The sequence below is a fragment of the Collinsella ihumii genome (assembly GCF_900046475.1).
Classification (GTDB): domain Bacteria; phylum Actinomycetota; class Coriobacteriia; order Coriobacteriales; family Coriobacteriaceae; genus Collinsella; species Collinsella ihumii.
The window spans coordinates 254,992-275,418 of record NZ_FCOU01000009.1 but is presented as its reverse complement, the minus strand read 5'-3'; the positions used below and the strand labels follow the sequence as shown (position 1 = coordinate 275,418).

Genomic DNA, 20,427 nt, shown 5'->3' with positions numbered 1-20,427 from the left:
TGCAGAACAGATTCATGGGAGGACGCGTGCTTCCAGCTTCGCCATTGAGCACTTCTCAGGATTCCGGGCTCGTCGCGACGGGCGCGCCCGCTGAGCCCGCTGCCGAGCCCGGCGGTCCCATGATCGTCGCGCGCGACGCGACCTACGGCGCGCGCGGCTACCGCTCGTTCGAATTCGCCTCGTTTGTCGGCAGGGAAGGGGAGGTCGTCGCCCTCCTGTCAAGCGACAGGGCACCGGCGCGCGATCTCGCCCTGGCCTGCGCCGGCTTCGTGAGGCCCACGGCCGGGTCCCTGTCGGTCGGCGGCATCGAGCTCGCCCGTCCTTCGGGCGCGCGGCATCGCATCTCCCGCGGGCCGCGCCTGCCGCGCGGGTATGCGGGCGTCGGCGTGTTCAGCGGCCTGTTCGACATCGATCGGGAGCTGACGGTCGAGGAGGCCGTGGTGCGCGAGCTGAGGCTGCGCGCCGAGCGGGCGCGCGGCATCGCGGACCCCTCTTTGGAGTATCTCGCCATGCACCATCTCGCCACGCACGCCGACCAGCGGGTGTCCCAGCTGTCCCCGCTGTATCGGGCGCGCCTGTCTGCCGCCCTTGCGTGCGCCGGCGGCGTGAAGGTGGCCGTGATGGACCTGGGCGACGCGTTCGTGGAGGGGCTCTCGGCCGACGACGCCTGCGCGGTCGTCGACGGCGCTCGGTCGGTTGCGGGCGATCGCGGCGTGTGCGTCGTGGTCGCCACGCAGGAGCTCTGCGCCGCGCTGTCCGCCGATTCCCGCTGCGCGCTCGACATCGCCTCGAAAGAGGGGCTGGAGCGCGCCGCCTCGTTGCTTGAAGGGGCTCAGGCCGAGAAAGAGGGAGATGCCAGGTGAGCCATCTGATAGATTCGTTTGTCTCCGCCGCCCGGGCGCAGCTGCGCTCGCATCGTGCCGCTGCGCTGGTCGTGGCGCTTATCGCGCCGGCGCTTGCGGCCGCGGTGCTCGTCTGTGCCCTGGCGCCTTCACTCGGCGACTCCGAGCGCGTGCCGGTGGCGGTCGTGAATCTCGACGAAGGGGCCCGAAACGAGGACGGGGCCATGGTGCGCGCCGGCGAGGATCTGGTCGACCAGCTCGAGGACACCTCGACGCTCGCCTGGAGCGTCGTCGACGAGCAGGCCGCCGATGACGGCCTTGCCGACGGAACCTATGCGCTCGCGCTCAAGATCCCCGAAGATTACTCCGAGTGCGTGGCGAGCCTTTCGGGCTCGAGCCCGACCAAGGCGACCGTCGAGATCGTGTCGACGGGAAGCGAGAACGTCTTGGCGACGCGCGCGGGCTCTGCGGCGCTCCAGCAGGTCCAGGCCCGCCTGCGCTCCGATCTGGGGGAGGACTACCTGCTCTCGGTCCTCAACGACGTCCAGAGCCAGGCATCCCGCCTGACGCTCACCTCGGACGGATCCGTCATGCTCGACGCGGGCTACGACGCGCTTGAGCAGGGGGCCGACGCCATCGCGTCGGGGCTTGAGCAGACGGCATCCGGTGCAGACCAGCTCGGCAGCGGTCTGGGGCAGATCGCCGACGGCGTCGCAGCCGCGGGGTCGGGCGCCGCGGCCTTGGGCCAGGGCCTTGCCGCGATCAGCGACCAGGCGGCAGCCCCGCTGGCTCAGGGCGCCGAGGTGCTCGTGTCGGGTCTCGACACGATCTCCGAGACGACCCAGACCATGGGCGCGGGCGTGGAGCAGGTCGGTTCCGCGCTCTCCTCCCTCTCCGATACGCTGGGCTCGGGCATGGACTCGGTATCCGAGCTCGGCCTGGCCGGAAAGCAGATCGCCACCGAGGGCCTGGCGCTGACCAAGGCGCTCTCCGGTGCGACGACGTCGCTCGATGGCGCGGCAGACGCGGTCGCGAGTGCCGCCTCCGCCGCGACGTCCGCCGTCGAGGAGGTCGGTTCGCTTGCGCAGGGCGCGCATGCGCTGTCCGGCACGCTGTCCTCCGAGGACGCCACCGCGCCCGGCATCGCTCAGCAGCTCTCCGCGCTCGACGCGCGCTCCGATGAGGTCACCCAGCAGCTTTACGCCCTTGCGGCCGACGGCGAGCTTTCCGCCGAGGAGCGGGCCGCCCAGCTCGCCGTCCTCGACGACGAGCTCCAGCAGCTCTCGTCCGCCCGCGCGGAGCTGAGGGAGCGGCTGGATGCCGCTGCGAGCTCCGCCGGTGAGCTCGCACAATCGGGCGACCGCGCATCTGAGGGGCTGGACGCCGTCGCACAGGCGCAGCCCGCGCTCGATGAGGCGTCGCAGGCCCTCGAGCAGACGGCGGGCGCGGTTGCGGAGCCTGTCCAGGGCTTGGGCGAGGCGACGGGCCAGGCAGCCTCCGCGGCATCGGATATCGCCATGAGCATGGGCGCCGCGCAGGCGGCGCTCGCCGGCACCGACGTTCCCGGTTCGGGCGAGCATGTCCCCGGCCTTGCGGAGACGACGACGTCGCTCGGCCAGGGAATCTCGGCGATAGCGGGCCAGCTGTCATCCGACGGTGCCTTGGGAGCTGGCGTGACCGGCATCGCGACCGGGGCGCAGGCGCTCGGGGAGGCCATGGCGCCGCTTGCCGAGGCGACGGGGCAGCTCGCCGCCGGCAACACGGCGTTCGCGAGCGCGCTCGAGGGAGTCGCCGCGGGGACCGACGGTCTCGGCCAGGGTATATCCGCCATGGCGACGGCGACGAGCCAGCTCGGAGACGGCGCCGTCCAGCTGAAGGATGCATCAGGGCAGATCACGGACAGCATGGCGGCGGCGGGGGAGTCGCTTGGGAGCATCGCCGCGGAGCGGGCGGATCGCGCCGAGGTGGCGTCGAGCCCCGTTTCGTTCACGTCGAGCCGCGTCGCCCCCGTTACGTCCGAGGCGGCGGTTGCCCCCGCGCTCGCCGCAGCGGCACTGTGGATCGGTTCGATCATCATCGGCTGCCTGCTGCCGGCGTGCGACGTGCGCGCGGCCGCCTCGGGCAGGTCGGTCCTCGGCGCGCTTGCGTGCGGTGCGGGCTACGCGGGGGCCTCCCTTCTCCAGGCGCTGCTCGTCTTCGGCGCCCTGGCCGTCACCGGCGTCGAGGCGTCGAATCCTGCCGGGCTCGTCGGCCTGCTGGCGCTGGGCGCCTTGGCCTTCGCCGGGCTCGCGCAGGCGCTGCGGCTGGTGTGCGGCCGCTGGTTCGTTCCGGCATCCGCCGCGTTGCTCGTCGTGCAGGCGGTCTGTGCGGGAGGGATCCTTCCGGCATCGCTGTCTGAGGGCGTCTTTTCCGTTCTGGGAGACATCTTGCCGCTGCCGCTGCTGTCGCAGGCGCTGCGCAGCGTTCTTGCCGGGTCGGTGCGGGGCGTCGGGCAGGCGGCCCTCTACTTGGTCGTGCTGCTGGCCCTCGCCGTACTTGTCAGCTGCGCATCCCTGGCGCTTCGCCGGCAGGTGCGTCCCGAGCGCGTCTTCGCCTCGTAGCATCCGCGCGGATCGGCGCTGGCGGGCGATCGACGGTACGCTCTGGTCACGCCGGCTCGTCGACGGTACGGTATGGTCACGCTTCCGGGTGAAAAACGTGCCTATGCCGTACTCTCGGCGAGGTGGCGTGCCCTATGCGTACCGTCGATTCGGACGGCGCCTCGGAGCGCGCGCGAAAAGCGCTCCCGGGGGCAGCTCGGCATCGGCCGTCACGTCAGCGCCTTCCCGTCGCTCCTATCGAAACGCTTACCTCAACATGTCCGGACAAGATGCCGCATGCGCTATACTTGAGATACCTGCGAGCGCGCGGCTCGCGGTCGGATAAGGGGGCAGGCTTATGGCAAACTGGCTCGACACCAGCGTGTTCTACGAGATCTATCCGCAGAGCTTCAACGATACGAACGCCGACGGCATCGGCGACATCCCGGGTATCATCACAAAGCTCGACTACATCAAGCGGCTCGGGTGCAACGCCTTGTGGCTGAACCCGTGCTTTGACTCCCCGTTCGGGGACGCCGGCTACGACGTGGCCGACTACTTTACGGTGGCTCCGCGCTACGGCACGAACGAGGACCTCGTGCGCCTGTTCGACGAGGCCCATGCGCGCGGCATGCACGTCCTGCTGGATCTCGTGCCGGGGCACACGTCCATCGAGCACCCGTGGTTCAAGGCGTCCCAGCGCGCCGATCACAACGAGTTCACCGGTCGATACGTGTGGACCGACGACGTGTGGACGCCCGTGTCGAACGTGCCGGGCGTGAACGGCGTCCTGCGCGGCATCGCCGAGCGCAACGGCGCGGTCGCCGTGAACTTCTTCGCGTTCCAGCCGGCGCTGAACTACGGGTTCGCCCAGGTCACTGAGGCCTGGCAGAGCGCCGTCGACTCTCCCGAGGCGCTGGCGACCCGCCAGGCCATGAAGGACGTCATGGCGTTTTGGCTCGATCGCGGCTGCGACGGGTTCCGCGTCGACATGGCCGGATCGCTGGTCAAAAACGATCCGGGCCAGGAGGAGACCATCAAGCTGTGGCAGGATATGCGGGCCTTTCTGGACGCGCGCTATCCCGACGCGGTCCTGGTCTCCGAATGGGGCGAGCCCGACAAGACGCTGCGCGCGGGCTTCCACATGGACTTCCTGCTCCAGTTCGGCACGTCGCACTACATGGATCTCATGCGCTGCGAGCATCCGTTCTTCTCGCGCGAGGGGAAAGGCGACGCCTTCCGGTTCGTGGCTACCTATCGCGACAACATGGAGCGCACCTCCGGGCGGGGCCTCATGTGCATTCCGTCGGGCAACCATGACATGCAGCGGCTCCGCCGCTATCTCGACCCCGAGGAGATGAAGATCTACTTCGCCTTCATGCTGTCGATGCCGGGCGCGCCGTTTGTGTACTACGGCGACGAGATCGGGATGCGCCAGCTCGACGTGACCTCGGTCGAGGGCGGCTACGAGCGCACCGGCGCCCGTTCGCCCATGCAGTGGGACACCGGCGCGAACTTCGGGTTCTCGTCGGCTCCGGCGGACAGGCTGTACGTCCGCCAGGATCGGGAGGCCGATGCGCCCACGGCGGCGGCCCAGATGGCCGACGACACGTCGCTTTGGAGCGAAGTCCATCGCCTGATCGAGCTTCGCCTGGCGACGCCGGCTTTGGGCGCCTGCTCGCCCATCGAGTTCGTCTATTGCGAGCCGGACGCATATCCGCTCGTGTACGTGCGAGGGGAGGGGGAGCAGCGCGTGCTCGTCGCCTTGAACCCCGCGATGCGTCCCGTGAGCTGCCCGTGCCCATACGAGTTCCAGCGTCTTCTCTACGCCCACGGCGACCCTGCTCGCCTTGAGGACGCCACGCTGACCATGGCGCCGGAAAGCGTCGCCTTCATCGAGATCGCCTAGGAAACAGCTGATTCATCCATCGCTGCACGCGCCGCCGCGTTCGCGCGGGCGCGCCGCCGCGTCGTTCGAGAAGCGCAGAGGCTCCGAGATGACACATAACGGGCCGTTTTGTGTTATCGGCTCCCGCCGATGTTGCCCTCTCGGGGAAAGTGGCTAGAAATTTCTGTTTTGCTGTTACCGGATCGGAGCGGATGGGTTGGAAGCCCGCCGCCGGCACCGATTTCTCCCTGAAGGCGTCCGTTTCGAGGGCTTGAGGGTTCGGAAACCGACTTCATGACCGGCCAATACCGTCAAGACGGCTCATCCGGACATCTCCGCCGCGGACAGCTTACAGCAAAACAGAAATTTCTAGCCACTTTCGTTTGGGAGTACGGCATCCGGGGTCCTCTGGTGCAACGGAAGGGAGGACGGCGTCGTTGGCCAACATTTCCCCTCAGGAAACGCTGTCCAATTGCTTTCCTGATACAGCATGGGACGGGGTCGATTTCCCCGTGCCGGCGTAGCCAGCCGGAACGGGGAAATCGGCCCCGGTCCAAAACGTTCCAACCGCGTATGCATTTTATGGTGGCGGGTCGAGTCTGGCGGCGGGGTATACAATGGCGTGACGTTTGAATCCGGCGGAATGGTAACGGTCGCCGGATGGGCCGATGAAAGGGGCGCCATGCCAGATCAGATTCGTTCCAACCAGGAACCGCGCAGCTTCGTGTTTACCTCCGAGTCCGTCACGGAGGGACATCCCGATAAGATCGCCGACCAGATCTCCGACGCGGTCCTCGACGCCATCCTCGCCAAGGAGGCCAAGCTCGAAAGCCAGGGATACGTGGACCACAAGGGGGTTCCGGCCAAGCTCGAGCACGTGCGCTGCGCATGCGAGACCCTGGTGACGACCGGAACGGTCGTCGTGAGCGGCGAGATCCGCTGCCAGGCGTACGTCGATGTCCAGAAGATCGCCCGCCGCGTCATCGAGCGCATCGGCTACACGCGCGCCAAGTTCGGATTCGACTCCGAGACCTGCGGCGTCATCAACATGATCCACGAGCAGAGCCCCGATATCGCCCAGGGCGTCGACCAGTCGTTCAACGCCCAGCACGGCGCTGCGGACCCGCTCGACCTGATCGGCGCGGGAGACCAGGGCATGATGTTCGGCTACGCATCGAGGGAGACCTCGACGCTCATGCCCATGCCGCACTATCTCGCGAGCCGCCTGGCCGAGCGCCTTGCTGCCGTCCGCCACGACGGCACGCTGCCGTATCTGCGCCCCGACGGCAAGACCCAGGTGACCGTCCGCTATGAGGACGGCAAGCCGGTCGCCGTCGAGACCATCGTCATCTCGACGCAGCACGCGCCTGAGGTCGAGTCGATGGAGTCCATCAAGGCCGACCTCATCGAGCACGTCATCGCCCCGGTCATGGACGGGGAGGGCATCGCCTGGAACGATGCGACCATCTACGTGAATCCCACCGGCCGCTTCGTGGTGGGCGGCCCTATGGGCGATACCGGCCTCACCGGTCGCAAGATCATCGTCGACACCTACGGCGGCATGGGTCGCCACGGCGGCGGCGCCTTCTCGGGCAAGGACTGCACCAAGGTCGACCGCTCGGCCGCCTATGCCGCGCGCTGGGTCGCTAAGAACGTGGTCGCCGCGGGCCTCGCCGACCGCTGCGAGGTCGAGCTCGCCTACGCGATCGGCGTCGCCCACCCGCTGTCCCTCATGATCGACACCTTCGGCACCGAGCATGTCGCGGTCGAGAGCATCGAGCGGGCCGTTCGCACGACCTTCGACCTGCGTCCCGGAGCGATCATCCGCGATCTCGACCTGCGCCGTCCCATCTTCGAGAAGACCGCCGCCTACGGCCATTTCGGTCGCGAAGACCCCGATTTCACCTGGGAGCGCTGCGACCGCGTGGACGAGCTGCGCGCCGCCTGCGGACTGTAGCCTCGGGCCTTCGCCATGGCGGAGCAGCTCTCGCTGTTGTCTGAACCGAATACGCCCGGCCCCGAACCGTCTCTCGACGCGGGGCCGGGCGCTGCGTCGCGCGGGGACGCGGCGGGGTCTGGCCGCATGAACGCCGCGGCATATGTGCTGGTGGCTCTCGACATCCCCTCGCGCGCCCTGTCGGATCCCTTCACCTATGCGGTGCCGTCAGACCTCGTCGACGACGCGGTGCCCGGGTGCACGGTGCTCGTCGATTTCAACCATCGACCGGCTCTCGGCTACGTGCTCGCCCTCGCCGGCACGCCGGACGCGCTTTCTCGTCGCGCGTCCGAGGACCCTTCGCGCACAGGCCGTGCTCGGCGCGGGCTCGATCCGCGCAAGATCAAGCCGATCTCCGCCGTGCTCGCGGGCCCCACCTGCTCCGACCTGTTTGCGGAGATCTCGTTTTGGATGAGCCGCGAATACGTGGCGCCGCTGTCCGAATGCCTTAGGCTGTTCCTCCCGCCCGGGGGAACGCCGCGCCTGCGCAGGCGGGATGACGGATCGTATGCCCTCGAGCGCCCCGCGGTGCCCGAGGCGCACGAGCGCGTCGTGTCGTTGACGCCCGAAGGGCAAGATTACGTTCCGCCGAAGACCGCCACGCGCCAGCGCCAGCTCATAGAGGCCCTCGCGTGCGGACCGGTCACCACGCGCGAGCTCAACCTGCTCTACACCGACCTGTCCGCCGCCATCCGGTCGCTTGCCAAGAAGGGCGTGGTCCGTGTCGACGAGCGGCGGGCGTGGCGCGGCATCGACGACGCGACGACCCTTTCCTCCGCCAAGGGCACGGCGCCCCGGCAGCTCACGAAGGGCCAGCAGGCCGCGCTTTCCGCAATCGACGCGGCCGCGCAGGACGGCTGCGGCGACGTGGTGCTGATCGACGGCGTCACGGGTTCGGGCAAGACCGAGGTCTACCTGTCTGCGATCGAGCGCGTGCTTTCCCGGGGCCGCACCGCGTGCGTGCTCGTGCCCGAGATTTCGCTGACCGCGCAGACCGTCGGCCGCTTCCGCTCGCGTTTCGGACAGGCGGTCGCCGTCTTCCATTCCCGCCTGTCCGCAGGCGAGCGCCTCGACCAGTGGGATATGGTGCGATCCGGGGTCGCGCGCGTGGTCGTCGGCGCCCGCTCCGCGCTGTTCTGCCCGCTTCGCGATCTCGGCCTCATCGTGATCGACGAGGAGCACGAGCAGTCCTACAAGCAGGGCTCGAGCCCGCGGTACCATGCGCGCGAGGTCGCCGCCCAGATGGCGCGCCTCGGGGGGTTTCCGCTTGTGCTCGGCTCGGCGACGCCTTCCGCCGAGGCTCTCGCCCGCTGCCGGCAGGGCTCCCATCTCGGTCAGCGCTGGACGCGCGTCGAGATGCCCGAAAGGCCCGGCAGCGCCAAGCTGCCCGATATCATCGTCGCCGACCTGCGCCGCGAGTTTTCGGGCGGCGGGCGCTCCGTGTTCTCGCGCCCTCTGCGCGAGGCCCTGCTCGACGTCGCCGAACGCCGCGAGAAGGCCGTGCTGCTGCACAACCGGCGCGGCTTCGCCCCGTTTCTGATGTGCCGCGACTGCGGGTGCGTGCCCACGTGCAAGCACTGCTCGACCGCGCTCACCTACCATGAGCGGACCCATACGCTGGAATGCCATACCTGCGGCTCGGTCTACCATGTGCGTCCGTATCCCGCCGCCGGGAGCGCGTGCCCCAAGTGCGGCAGCCGCTATCTCGCCAAGATGGGCATGGGGACCCAGCAGGTCGAGGACGCCCTGGTGGCGCTGTTGCCCGACGACGTCAAGGTCATCCGCATGGATGCGGACTCCACGCGGGGCAAAGACGCGCACAAGCAGCTGCTCGAGGAGTTCGACGCTGCGGAGTGCGCGGTGCTGCTCGGTACGCAGATGATCGCCAAGGGTCTGGACTTTCCGGAGGTCACGCTCGTGGGGGTGGTGATCGCCGACTACGCGCTCAAGATGCCGGACTTCCGGGCCCAGGAACGCGCCTACGATCTGCTCGAGCAGGTCGCGGGGCGCGCCGGGCGCGGCGACAACCCCGGGCGCGTGATCATCCAGACCTATCTGCCGAACGACCCCGTCATCCAGGCGGTGGCGAAGCACGACCGCGCGCTGTTCGTGGAGCACGACTCCCGGCAGCGGCGCGAGGCGCTCTACCCGCCCTACGTCAGGCTGACGAACGTGCTGGTCTGGGGTCGCAACGAGGCGGCAGCACGCTCCTATGCGTCCGAGCTTGCGCGCATCACGGCGCGCAATCTCGAGATGCTGCCCCAGATGCCGTCATCTGGGATGTCACCGCTTCTCATGGGCCCCACGAGCTGCGTGATCGAGCGCGCGAAGGACAACTTCCGCTTCCATTTCATCATCAAGTCGCCGGTGGGCCTCGACGCCTCGTCGGCGATCTCCTCCGCGCTATCCGAGGTGGGCGCCAAGCCGGGCATCAACGTCAGCGTCGATGTCGACGCGTACGACATGATGTAGCCGCCCGCCATGCGTTCGCGCCCGGCGGCGCGCGCATGTGCCGAGCGGCCCATGCGCGCCTCCGTTCAGGCGGATAAGATGTGCGCTTTCATGAGAATGGGCGCCGTCAACGGGTAAGATAGAGCACGGTTTAAGAGAACATCATGGCAACGAGAAGGGTTTTTGAACCATGGATATCAACGGCATCGTCGTGTCTCCCGATCCGCGTCTTCGTCAGGAATGCGCTGAGATCGAGGAAATCGATGCGAACATCGAGCGCCTCGCCGAGCAGATGAAGCGGCAGATGTTCGACAACGGCGGATGCGGCCTGGCCGCGCCGCAGGTGGGCGAGCTCATCCAGCTCGTCGTCATCGACACGGAGTACACCTCCGAAAGGGATTACGACCCGTATGTTCTGATCAACCCGCGCATCGTCGAGCAGTCCGACACGCTGGTGCCGTCCAAGGAGGGCTGCCTGTCCATCCCCGGCATCAACGTCGAGATCAAGCGTCCCGACCGCATCGTGGTCGAGGCCTACGACCTGAACGGCGACCTGCTGCGCTACGAGGCGTCGGGTGACCTGATGTGCGTCTGCCTGCAGCACGAGATCGACCACCTGCACGGCGTGACGATGTTCGAGCGCCTTGCCCCCTCCGAGCGCATGAGCGCGATGCACGACTATCAGGAGGCGCTTGCCCGCGGGGCCAAGCCCGGTCAGACGGAGTAGGCTGGCACCGCGTCCGGTCGAGGTTTGAGTGATGACGAAGGGAGAGCGCATGCGCGTCGTCTTTATGGGAACACCGTCGTTTGCGGTGCCGGCTTTGAAAAAACTCGCTGCAGCCCATGAGGTGGTGCTGGTGCTGACGCGCCCCGACGCGGTGCGCAGCCGTGGCAAGCGGCTCGAGCCGTCACCGGTCAAGTCCTGCGCGCTCCAGCTCGGTTTGCCGTTTCTCGAGGCGAAGCGCATGACCGATGAAGTGCTCGATGCCCTGCGCGGGGCGAACGCTGACGTGTTCTGCGTCGCCGCCTACGGCTGCATCCTGCCCGACGAGGTCCTGACGATGGCGCCGCTGGGCTGCGTGAACGTGCACGCGTCGCTGCTGCCCCGCTGGCGCGGAGCCGCGCCCATCCAGCGCTGCATCCTCGCGGGCGACGATGAGACCGGCGTCTCCATCATGCGCATCGGCCACGGCGTCGACACGGGTGCCTTCTGCGCGCAGGCGTCGTGCACGGTGGCCGGCAAGACGGCCGACGAGCTGACCGCCGAGCTTGCCGAGCTCGGGGGAGATCTTCTGGTGGACACGCTGCCCGCCCTGGCCGACGGCACCGCCGTGTGGACCGAGCAGGACGAATCCCTGGTCACGCATGCCGCGAAGATCGAGAAGAGCGAGATGCGCCTGGATGCCGCCGACTCGGTGACGGATAATCTGCGGCGCGTGCTCGCCTCATCCGATGCGGCGCCCGCGCGGTGCGTCGTCGCCGGCAAGCCCGTCCGCGTGCTGATGGCCGCCGACGGGCGTCCCGATGCGCCCCGCGTCGAGGCGGGGTCCTTCGCCGTCGCGTCGAAGCGCGTCTTTGTCGGCTGCTCCGACGGAGCCCTGGAGATCCTGTCGGTCAAGCCCGACGGCAAGCGCGCGATGGACGCCCAGGCGTGGGCCGCGGGACTGCAGGGCAAGCAGGGCGCGTGGGAGACGCTCTCGTGAGCAGGCTCGCTCCCGCCCGATCGGTCGCGCTCGCCGCGCTTGTCGAATCCGAGCGCGCCGGCGCCTATGTGCGCGAGGTGCTCGACGGCATGCCCCGTGCGCGCAAGCTCGATGCACGCGATCGCGGATTCGCCATGCGGCTCGCGCTCGGCGTCACCGCGACGACCGGGGCGCTCGATGAGCTTCTGGACGCATACCTCGCACGGCCCCAGAAGGTTTCCGCGCGCGTCCGCACGGCGCTGCGCATAGCGGCGTTCGAGCTCGTCTATCTCGGAACCGCTGCCGAGGTCGCGGTAAGCCAGGGTGTCGAGCTCGTGCGCTCGCAGGCGAAAAGTGCCGCGGGCTTGGCGAACGCGGTACTTCGGCGCGTGGCCGACGCTGCGGCCGGATATCTGGCGGCTGACGGGGTGGATGCGGATCGCCGTCCGCTGGTTTCGATGGCTCGCCGCGCGGGGCTGCCGTTGTGGCTGGGCGAGGCCCTTGTCCGGTCGCTCGGCACCGAGGACGCCTCGCAGCTCGCGCATGCGCAGCTTATGGCCGCGCCCCTTGCCGTGCAGATGAATCCGCGCGTGCGCATGACGCCCGCGATCGGCGGCGACCCGTGCGGTCTTCCCGGCGCGCTTGCCGGTGTCGACGGCCCCCGCCTTGTGGCATCCGGCATCCTGGATGCCGCCGATGCGGTCGTGTCGGACCTGAACGCGCAGCTGGTGGCGACGGCGGCCACGAGGCCCGGAACCTGTCTTGAGATCGGCGCCGGGCGAGGGACCAAGACCTTCATGATGGCCGCACAGGCCGCGCGCGCCGGATATGCGCGCGACCACGTCGCGCTCGACTTGCACGAGCGCAAGTGCACGCTGAATCGCGAGCGGCTTGAACTCGCCGCCATGGAGCGGATAGAGACGGTCGCGGGAGACGCCCGCGACCTCGATGGGACCCTTGCGGCAATCGACGGCAGGGCATCCGAGCGCGTCCTGTTCGACACGGTATTCGTGGATGCGCCCTGCTCGGGCACGGGGACCATGCGCCGCCATCCCGAGATTCCCTGGAGGCTGAGCGCACGGGAGGCCCTGCAGGATCTTCCCGAGCTGCAGCTCGAACTCCTTCGCCAGGCTTCCTGCCGCGTACAGCCCGACGGTGAGCTCATCTACGCCACCTGTTCGGTGCTTGAGGCGGAAAACGACGCGGTAATCGATGCGTTTCTCGCGGGCCCCGAGGGAAGCCGGTTTTGCGTGAGGCCCGTATCCGATGCGGCGATCTTCCATGAAGAAGGTTTTCAGGGCGCGGCGGCCCTCATCAGGCGATGGGAATCCGAGCGCGGTTTCTTCCAGAGCGTGCCGGCGCCCCAGGCCTACGATGGGCACTTCTGCGCGCGCCTCGTCCGCACCTAGCGTTTTTTAGGGACAGTCCCCTGAATTTCACTGCAGTGAAATTCAGGGGACTGTCCCTAAAATACCGGTGTTACGCGGATGCTTTTGGCTCTTATTTCTCCTTGTGCGGGCAGTTGTCGCAGCCGCAGCTCTCGGTGGACGCGCTGCTGCCGGACGTCGCCGGCGTGCTCGATGAGCCTCCGCGCTGATCGGTGTTGTAGAAACCCGAGCCCTTGAACTCGATGCCGCTTGCGCTGAAGACCTTCTCGGCCGGCTTGCCGCAGTCCGGGCAGGTGATAGCGGGATGCTCGGTCATGCCGTGCTCGACTTCGAATACGGAGCCGCAGCCCGTGCAGCGGTAATCGTAACGTGCCATAACTTCCCCTCGTCGTTTCATGAAAGCCCCGCCACCCAAAGGACGGCGGGGAGTGCTGTGAACCTTGTTTACTCTACCCAAATGCGGGCGGATTGCAACGTTTCGCGCTCGCGAATCAGGCACCTTCCACCGAATTAGAACGGCCCGTCTCGTCGGCGAGCGCGCGAATGCGCTCGATGGCCTCGACGATGCCGTCTTCATCGGCCTGCCAGCTCCAGTTGTTCTCGGTCGTTCCGGGAACGTTCATGCGCGCATCGTCGCCAAGCAGTAAGACGTCCTGCAGCGGCATCATCACGAGATCGGATTCGCTCTCGAACGCGCTGCGCATGATGCTGCATGCGAGCTCCTGCTGCTCCTCCTCGTCCGCCTCGGCGGCCCAGCGGGCGCTGGTCCAGCCGACGAGCGTCGAGGTGTCGTGGGTCGAGGTGTAGACGATCTTCTCGCGCGCGGGCTTCACGCCCTCGCGGACATCGTAGTCCTCGAACTCAAGGACGTCCATGCCCGGGAACCCGCAGGAGGCGGTGAGCGCACGGACGGCGGGGGTGAGGTAGCCCAGGTCCTCGGCGATCAGGGGCAGCGGTCCGAACTCCTGCTCGGCGCGGCGGAACAGATCGATGCCGGGGCCGGCAAGCCAGCGGCCGGCGCTGCCGTCTTTGCCTGCGGGGATGCTGAAGTAGGCCTGGAAGCCCAGGAAGTGGTCGAGGCGGACGCGGTCGTAGAGCGCAAACGAGCGGCGAAGGCGCTCGATCCACCAGGTATAGCCGTCTTCGCGCATGGTCTTCCAGCGGTAGGTGGGATTGCCCCACACCTGGCCGGTCTCAGAGAACCGATCGGGCGGGGTGCCCGCGATCTCCGTCGGCTTGCCGTTGTATCCGAGCGTGAACATGTCCGGCTCGCTCCATGCGTCGGCGGAGTCGTCCGAGACGTACATGGGGATGTCGCCGATGATCTCGATGCCGTGCGCGTTGGCGTAGGCGCGCAGCTCGTTCCACTCGGTCTCGAAGCGGAACTGGACGAACGCATGGAAGGCGCCGCGATCGATGAAGCGCGCGTCGTCGAGGATGCGGACGTCGTAGCTGCGGTAGGCGCGCGGCCAGCGATGGCGGCTGGCACCGCGCGAGGCGTCCTTGATGGCCATGAAGGCGCAGTACGGATCGAGCCATACCTCGTTGCGGGAGAGGAACTGCTTGTATTCCGGTGTCTGGTCGCCGCCTGCGGCCTGGAACTCCTCGAAGGCGTCCTCGAGCTGCTCGGGCGTCTCCTCAAGCAGGTCCATGTTGCCGGCGAAGGCCGACGGGCCCGCATACGGGGAGCCGTAGGCATCGGTGGGGTTCACGGGAAGCACTTGCCAGTAGCGGGCGCCCATGGCCACCAGGTGGTCGACGAAGCGCTTTGCGGGGGCGCCGAGGGTGCCGCGCCCGCCCGGCTTCATGCCGGGGACCGAGGTGATGTGGCAGACCACGCCCCAGCCGCGGTCGAGCGGTTTTTGGAGCCTCTGCTCGTCGTGGAAGTACACGACGGCGCTGCCGAGCGGCCACAGGCTGAGCTCGGCTTCGCCCTGCTCGTTTTTCGTCAGGTCGGCACCGCTGATGACGTCGATGGCGCGCTCGCCCTCATAGGGGATGGTAACCGTGTGCATGGAGCCGAGGCTGCGGTTCACGATGACGGTGGCGCACTCGCCGCTCTCGGAACGGCGCGTGTAGGAGAGCACGTCGTCGTTGAGCGCCTTGGCCTCGATGGACCCGGTGACGAAGAGCGGCAGGGTGCGGCGCAGCGCGGAGGCGTTCTGGACCATGGTGAAGAAATCGCGGTCCTCGTGGCCCCACGGATAGGTGGCGCGGTTGCCCGGATCGGTGAGGCCCTGCACGCCCGCCTCGTCGCCGTAGTACAGGGAGGGGACGCCCAGAAACGTCATCTGGATGAGCGTCGCCAGCCAATAGCGCCCCTTGGCCAGGCCAAGCTTGTCGTCGGACAGCCTCCAGCTGCCGCGCTCGCGCTCGGGCACCTCGTCGATGTTCGGCAGGCCGCCGAGCACCGAGATGAGACGGGGCCGGTCATGGCTTCCCAGCAGGTTGAGGCAGCAGGCGAGCGCCTCGGGCGGGTAGTTCTCCCGCAGCGCCTCGATGGCCTCCGCGGCATCGCGCGCGGTGTAGCCGCCGTCTTCGCCGGTCAGCAGGCCGAGCACCAGGTCGCGGAAGGGGTAGTTCATGGCGGAGTCGAGCTCGTCGCCCAGAAGGTAGCGGCGGAGCTTGCTGTAGGCGATCTTGTTCGAGGCGTCCTCCCAGACCTCGCCGAGCACGAGCGCGTCGGGCTTCTCGCGCAGGGCGGCAGCCTTGATGTCGGCCAAGAACTCGTCGGAAAGCTCGTCGGCGACGTCCAGGCGCCAGCCGTGGGCGCCGGCGCGCAGCCAGTAGCGGATGACGCCGTTGGGCCCCAGGATGAGGCGACGGATCGCTTCGGACTGCTGGTTCACCGCGGGCATGTTGCCCACGCCCCACCAGCAGTCATACGAGCCGTCGTCGTTGATGCGGAAGGCGTCGGCCCACTCGGACTCGGGGTCGCGCGACCAGGCGCCAGGCTCGGGGTAGTTGCCGAAGGCGTTGAAATAGACCGAGTCGCTGCCCGTGTGGTTGAACACGCCGTCGAGGATGATGCTGATGCCGAGCTGGCGCGCGGTGACGCACAGGCGGCGGAAATCCTCTTCGGTGCCCAGAAGCGGGTCGATCTTCATGTAGTCGGCGGTGTCGTAGCGGTGGTTACTCGCCGCCTCGAAGATGGGGTTGAGGTAGATTGAGGTGACGCCCATCTCCGCCAGGTGCGGAAGGTGCTCCTCGATGCCGCGCAGGGAGCCTCCGTAGAAATCCCAGCTCGTGATGAAGCCGGCGTCGTCGCGGTCGTAGGCGGGCGGCGTGTCCCAGTCCTCGACGATGTGCTGTCCGCTACCGCGCCGCGGATGGGCGAGGCGCTCCAGGGCGCGCCGCCTCCAGTGCTCGTCGCGCGCGTAGCGGTCCGGGAAGATCTGGTAGACGATGCCGCGCTCGTACCAGGAAGGACGCGTCGCGCGGTGCTTGTAGACGGTGATCTGGAACGACGGGACGTCGAAGCGGTCGAAATAGGTGACGCCTTCGCCTCCGACGTGCCCCTCCGGTGCGCCAACGCGCTGCTCGAAGCCATCGTGGGTGCGGACGATGAAGCTGTACCAGACGATGTTCGGCTCATCCCAGGTCACGGACACGGAGTACATGCCGCCCTCATCGGATGTCATGGGGTAGAGCTGCTCGCCCACGCCGTCGATCCACGTGCGAAGGGTGCACTCGATGCCGGCGGCGTCTTCCTTGTAGACTTCGAGCGCCAGCGTAACCTCGGTGCCGGCGGTCACCGCTCCGAAGGGGGAGCGGAATTGCGGAAGTCTACTGTTATGCCGAAGTCTCATATGGTACATCCTTGGAAACAACCCGCGCGGAGATGCCCACGGGGGTGATGAATAAGCGTCAGGCGAAAACGCCAAGCAATAAGTTTATCGTATGGATGACAAGCTCATGTCAGGAAACGGCTCTCTTTACGAATTTGGTCGAGGGGGCCAATACCAACCCGCGACGAATGCAAATCGGGGGACGTACCTGTTTCTTGCATATATGCAAGAAACAGGTACGTCCCCCGATTTGCATCCAAAAAAGAGGGGAGACCCGGTGCGGATCTCCCCGAAGAAAGCGGTCGATGGGGCAAAGCCTAGCGCTTCGTGCGCGAGGTCTTGCGGGCGGCAGAGACCGTCTTGGCCTTTGGTGCGGGCTTCTCGGCCGCCGGCTCGGCGGAGGCGGGCTGATCGGCCTTGGCAGCATCGGCCTTGGCGGTCTTGGCGGCCGTCGTCTTGGCCGCGGCCTTCGTCGCCGTGGTCTTCGCGGCGGTCGAGGCGGTCTTCGTCGTCTTGGCAGCGGTCGTCTTCTTCGCCGTCGTCGTGGTCTTCGCCTCGGTCGCAGGCGCCTCGTCGGTCTTCGTGGAGACGGCAGTCTTGGCAGACGTGGTCTTCTTGGCGGCCGTCGTCTTGGTCGCCGTCGTCTTGCTAGCCGTGGTCTTGGCGGCAGCGGTCTTCTTCGCCGTCGTGGTCTTGGTCTCGGCAGCAGGCGCCTCGTCGGCCGTCTTGGCGGCGGCAGCCTTGGTCGTCTTGGAAGCCGCGGTCTTGGAAACCGTCGTCTTCGCGGTCGTCGTCTTGGTCGTGGTCTTCCTGGCGGTCGTCGTCTTCTTGGCCGCCGGCTTCTTGGCGGCGGGCTTCACCTCTTCTGCGGCCTTGGGCGCGGCGTCTTCTGCGGGCTCAGCGGGCTCGGCGGCCTTCGGCTCGGGCTCGGCTGCGGGGGCGGCTGCGGGAGCCTCTGCAGCCGTCTCGGTCTCAGCGACCGGAGCGGCAGGGGCGGTCTCCGTTGCGGGCTCGGGGGCAGCAGGGGCCTCCTCGGGCTTGTCCTCGACGGGCTCGGTCGCAGGGGCGCTCTCCTGCGGCTCGGGCTCAGCCACAAAAGGGACGTAGCGCTCGATCTCGGGGTGCAGGCCGTAGTAGAGGTCCATGTACTGCTCGGCGGAGCGCTTCCAGCTGAAGTCGGCGGACATGGCGTTGTCGACCAGGTGGTTCCAGGCGTCCTTGTCGTCCCAGAACGTGCGGGCCGCGCGGAAGACGGCATCGCCCATCTCGTCGCCGTTGAAGTGCGTGAACGTGAAGCCCGTGCCCTCGCCGGTGAACATGTTGTAGGGGATGACCGTGTCCTTGAGGCCGCCGGTCTCGCGCACGATCGGCAGGGTGCCGTAGCGCATGGCGATCATCTGGGACAGGCCGCAGGGCTCGAACAGCGACGGCATGAGGAACATGTCGGCGCCGGAGTACATGCGCTGGGACAGGAACGGATCGAACTCGATGCGCGCGGCCATCGTGCCCGGATACGTGCGCTCGAAGTAGCGCAGCGCCTCCTCGTACTCGGCATCTCCGGTGCCGAGCACGGCGACCTGCACGCCGCCGGACAGGATGCGGTCGAGCGAGTAGGTGACGAGGTCCATGCCCTTCTGGCGGGTCAGGCGCGTGACCATGACCATGAGCGGGCGGTCGTCGCGAACCTCGAGGCCGAGCTCCTCCTGCAGCGCGGCCTTGCAGGCCGCCTTGCCGGAACGGTCCTCGCGGGTGTAGTTGGCGTGGATGCGGTTGTCGGTCGCAGGGTCGTTGCGGTTGACGTCCAGGCCGTTCAGGATGCCGGACAGGACGTTCTCGCGACGGCGCAGGATGCCGTCGAGGGCCTCGCCGAACTCAGGGGTGCGAATCTCCCACGAATAGGTGGGGGAGACGGTCGTGATGGCGTCGGAGTAGTTCAGCGCGCCCTGCATGTAGTTGATCGAGCGCGCGTCGCAGCGCAGCTGGCGGACGGCGGGCTCGATGTGCGACAGGCCGAGGATATCGCCGAGCAGCATGTCGGTGAACTGGCCCTGGAACGCGATGTTGTGGATGGAGAAGACCGTCTTGACGTTACGGTACAGCGGGCTCGCCATATAGAACTCGCGCAGGAACACGGGCGCCAGGGCGGTGTGCCAGTCGTTGCAGTGCAGCACGTCGGTCTGGAAGTCGGGGAGGTACTGCAGGCTCTCGCAGACGGCCTTGGAGAAAAACGCGAAGCGCTCGCCGTCGTCGAAGAACCCGTAGGGGTAGCTGCGGCTGAAGTAGTGCTCGTTGTCGAGGAACATGTAGGTGACACCGTCGTACACCAGGCGCTCGAGGCCGCAGTACTCGTTGCGCCAGCCGAGGGGCACGTAGAACTGCGTCACGTGCTCCATTTGGTTTTTGTACTCGTCAGCGATGGTGGCGTATTTGGGCACCATGACGATGACCTCGGCGCCGGCAGCGGCGAGGGCTGCGGGCAGCGAGCCCGCGACATCACCGAGTCCGCCGGTCTTCACGAACGGCGCAGCCTCGGCAGACGCGAACACGATATGAAGCTTTTGGTTAGCCATGGGAATCTCCTGTAAGCATATAGTCCGTTGGCAAATCGCCGCCCGACCAAGCGGCCAGACGGCGAATTCAATGATACCGCTTTGCCCCGTCACGTTGGGGCGTAGGGGTCAATTTGTGGCCGTGGCAACGGGTTCGTTACACGACGGGGGCCTTGCCGACGGACAGAATCGCATCAGGGGTGCCGCGCAGCTCGGTGTTCGCCGGCACGACATTGTTCTTGTCGATGATGGCGTTCTCCACGCGTGCGCCGCTCTTGATGATGACGCCCTGCATGATGATGCTGTTGACGACGTTCGCGCCGGACTCGACGACGACGCCGCGCGACAGGATGGAGTTGCGGACCGTACCCATGATCTCGCAGCCCGCGGAGATGCGGGAGTTGCATGCGATGGAGCCGGCGGCGTACTTGGCCGGGGCGGCGTCATGGGCCTTGGTGAGGATCGGGCGATCCTTGCGGAACAGCTGCTTGTTGATGACGGGGTCGAGCATCTCCATGCTGCGCTGGTAGTAGGTGACCTCGTCGAACATGCCCACTGCAAGGCCCTTGAACTCGTAGCTGCACACGTCGATGCGCGCGAAGTCGGCGGCGATGGCCTCGAAGATGTCGAGGTAGTCGGCGCTGGCGTAGCGATCGATGATCTGCAGCAGGAGGTCGCGGTTGATGATGAAGCAGTCGACGAACTTGTTGTCACCGTACTTGCAGCCCTCGCGGACCTCGATGACGCGGCCGGCGTCGCCGATAACGAGGGAGCAGGCGTCCTCGTGGTCGCGCTCGGCCTTGACGTAGACCATGGTGATGCCCACGCCGCTCGCCTCATGGGCATCGATGATGGCGTTGAGGTCCATGTTGAAGATGATGTTCGAGCCCATCAGCACGACATAGGGCTCCTTGGCGCGCTGGAACAGCGTCTTGTTGGAGATGATGTCGCGCAGCAGGAAGCGCATGCCGGCCTTGGTGGTGCCGTAGGGGTTGCCGGGCAGCGGGAAGAGGCCGCCGCGCTTGCGATCGAGACCCCAGTCCTTGCCGTGGCCGACATGGTCGATGATGGAGCGGTAGTTGCCCGGCATGACCAGGCCGACGGTCTTGATGCCCGCGTTCGCCATGTTGGACAGCGGGAAGTCGATCAGGCGGTAGCGGCCCATGACCGGGACCGAGGCGATGGGACGGCTCTGCAGGAGCGTCTCCTGCTTGAGCGCGGTGTAGTTGGCAGTGATGTAACCGATGGCCTTGTTGTTGATCAT

At 67.4% G+C, this 20,427-nt stretch carries 12 protein-coding genes; 8 read left to right on the top strand and 4 right to left on the bottom strand.

The window, feature by feature from the left end; translation table 11 throughout:
• Positions 1 to 26: 26 nt before the first annotated feature.
• The 8 genes from BN3789_RS07880 to BN3789_RS07845 all read left to right on the top strand — a co-directional run bounded on the left by BN3789_RS07880 (position 27) and on the right by BN3789_RS07845 (position 12,847).
• The gene (locus BN3789_RS07880; RefSeq protein ID WP_147569608.1) at positions 27 to 863 is read left to right on the top strand and encodes a P-loop NTPase family protein; all 837 of its coding nucleotides are present in this window, start codon (positions 27 to 29) and stop codon (positions 861 to 863) included.
• Positions 860 to 3,442 carry a YhgE/Pip family protein gene (locus tag BN3789_RS07875; protein WP_066832496.1) on the top strand — a complete coding sequence of 861 codons (2,583 nt, stop codon included), beginning with the start codon at positions 860 to 862 and terminating at the stop codon, positions 3,440 to 3,442. The genes BN3789_RS07880 and BN3789_RS07875 overlap by 4 nt, the downstream gene beginning before the upstream one ends.
• A 337-nt stretch (positions 3,443 to 3,779) precedes the next feature.
• Positions 3,780 to 5,330: an alpha-amylase family glycosyl hydrolase gene (locus BN3789_RS07870; protein WP_066832493.1), complete on the top strand. Its 1,551-nt coding sequence runs from the start codon at positions 3,780 to 3,782 to the stop codon at positions 5,328 to 5,330.
• A gap of 661 nt (positions 5,331 to 5,991) precedes the next feature.
• On the top strand, positions 5,992 to 7,266 hold the full coding sequence (gene metK / locus BN3789_RS07865; protein ID WP_066832490.1) for a methionine adenosyltransferase: 1,275 nt from the start codon (positions 5,992 to 5,994) through the stop codon (positions 7,264 to 7,266).
• A 126-nt stretch (positions 7,267 to 7,392) separates the two neighbouring features.
• Positions 7,393 to 9,777: a replication restart helicase PriA gene (gene priA / locus BN3789_RS07860; protein ID WP_066832487.1), complete on the top strand. Its 2,385-nt coding sequence runs from the start codon at positions 7,393 to 7,395 to the stop codon at positions 9,775 to 9,777.
• A 169-nt stretch (positions 9,778 to 9,946) separates the two neighbouring features.
• Positions 9,947 to 10,483, top strand: a complete 537-nt coding sequence (def, locus tag BN3789_RS07855; protein WP_066832484.1) for a peptide deformylase — start codon at positions 9,947 to 9,949, stop codon at positions 10,481 to 10,483.
• 49 nt (positions 10,484 to 10,532) lie between these two features.
• Entirely contained in the window at positions 10,533 to 11,459 is a 927-nt protein-coding gene (gene fmt / locus BN3789_RS07850) for a methionyl-tRNA formyltransferase (RefSeq protein WP_066832635.1), read from the top strand.
• Entirely contained in the window at positions 11,441 to 12,847 is a 1,407-nt protein-coding gene (locus tag BN3789_RS07845; protein WP_066832481.1) for an RsmB/NOP family class I SAM-dependent RNA methyltransferase, read from the top strand. Before fmt ends, BN3789_RS07845 begins: the two co-directional genes overlap by 19 nt.
• Before the next feature lie 91 nt (positions 12,848 to 12,938).
• Here the strand turns inward: BN3789_RS07845 and BN3789_RS07840 are convergent, their stop codons facing one another.
• The 4 genes from BN3789_RS07840 to glgD all read right to left on the bottom strand — a co-directional run bounded on the left by BN3789_RS07840 (position 12,939) and on the right by glgD (position 20,427).
• Positions 12,939 to 13,202 (bottom strand): FmdB family zinc ribbon protein, encoded by a 264-nt coding sequence (locus tag BN3789_RS07840; protein WP_066832478.1) that lies wholly within the window; start codon positions 13,200 to 13,202, stop codon positions 12,939 to 12,941.
• 115 nt (positions 13,203 to 13,317) lie between these two features.
• Complete coding sequence (locus BN3789_RS07835) at positions 13,318 to 16,635, bottom strand: 4-alpha-glucanotransferase (RefSeq protein WP_066832475.1); 3,318 nt, start codon at positions 16,633 to 16,635, stop codon at positions 13,318 to 13,320.
• Positions 16,636 to 16,931: 296 nt separating this feature from the next.
• Complete coding sequence (gene glgA, locus BN3789_RS07830; protein ID WP_066832472.1) at positions 16,932 to 19,184, bottom strand: glycogen synthase GlgA; 2,253 nt, start codon at positions 19,182 to 19,184, stop codon at positions 16,932 to 16,934.
• A 136-nt stretch (positions 19,185 to 19,320) separates the two neighbouring features.
• Positions 19,321 to 20,427 (bottom strand): glucose-1-phosphate adenylyltransferase subunit GlgD, encoded by a 1,107-nt coding sequence (glgD, locus tag BN3789_RS07825; RefSeq protein WP_066832469.1) that lies wholly within the window; start codon positions 20,425 to 20,427, stop codon positions 19,321 to 19,323.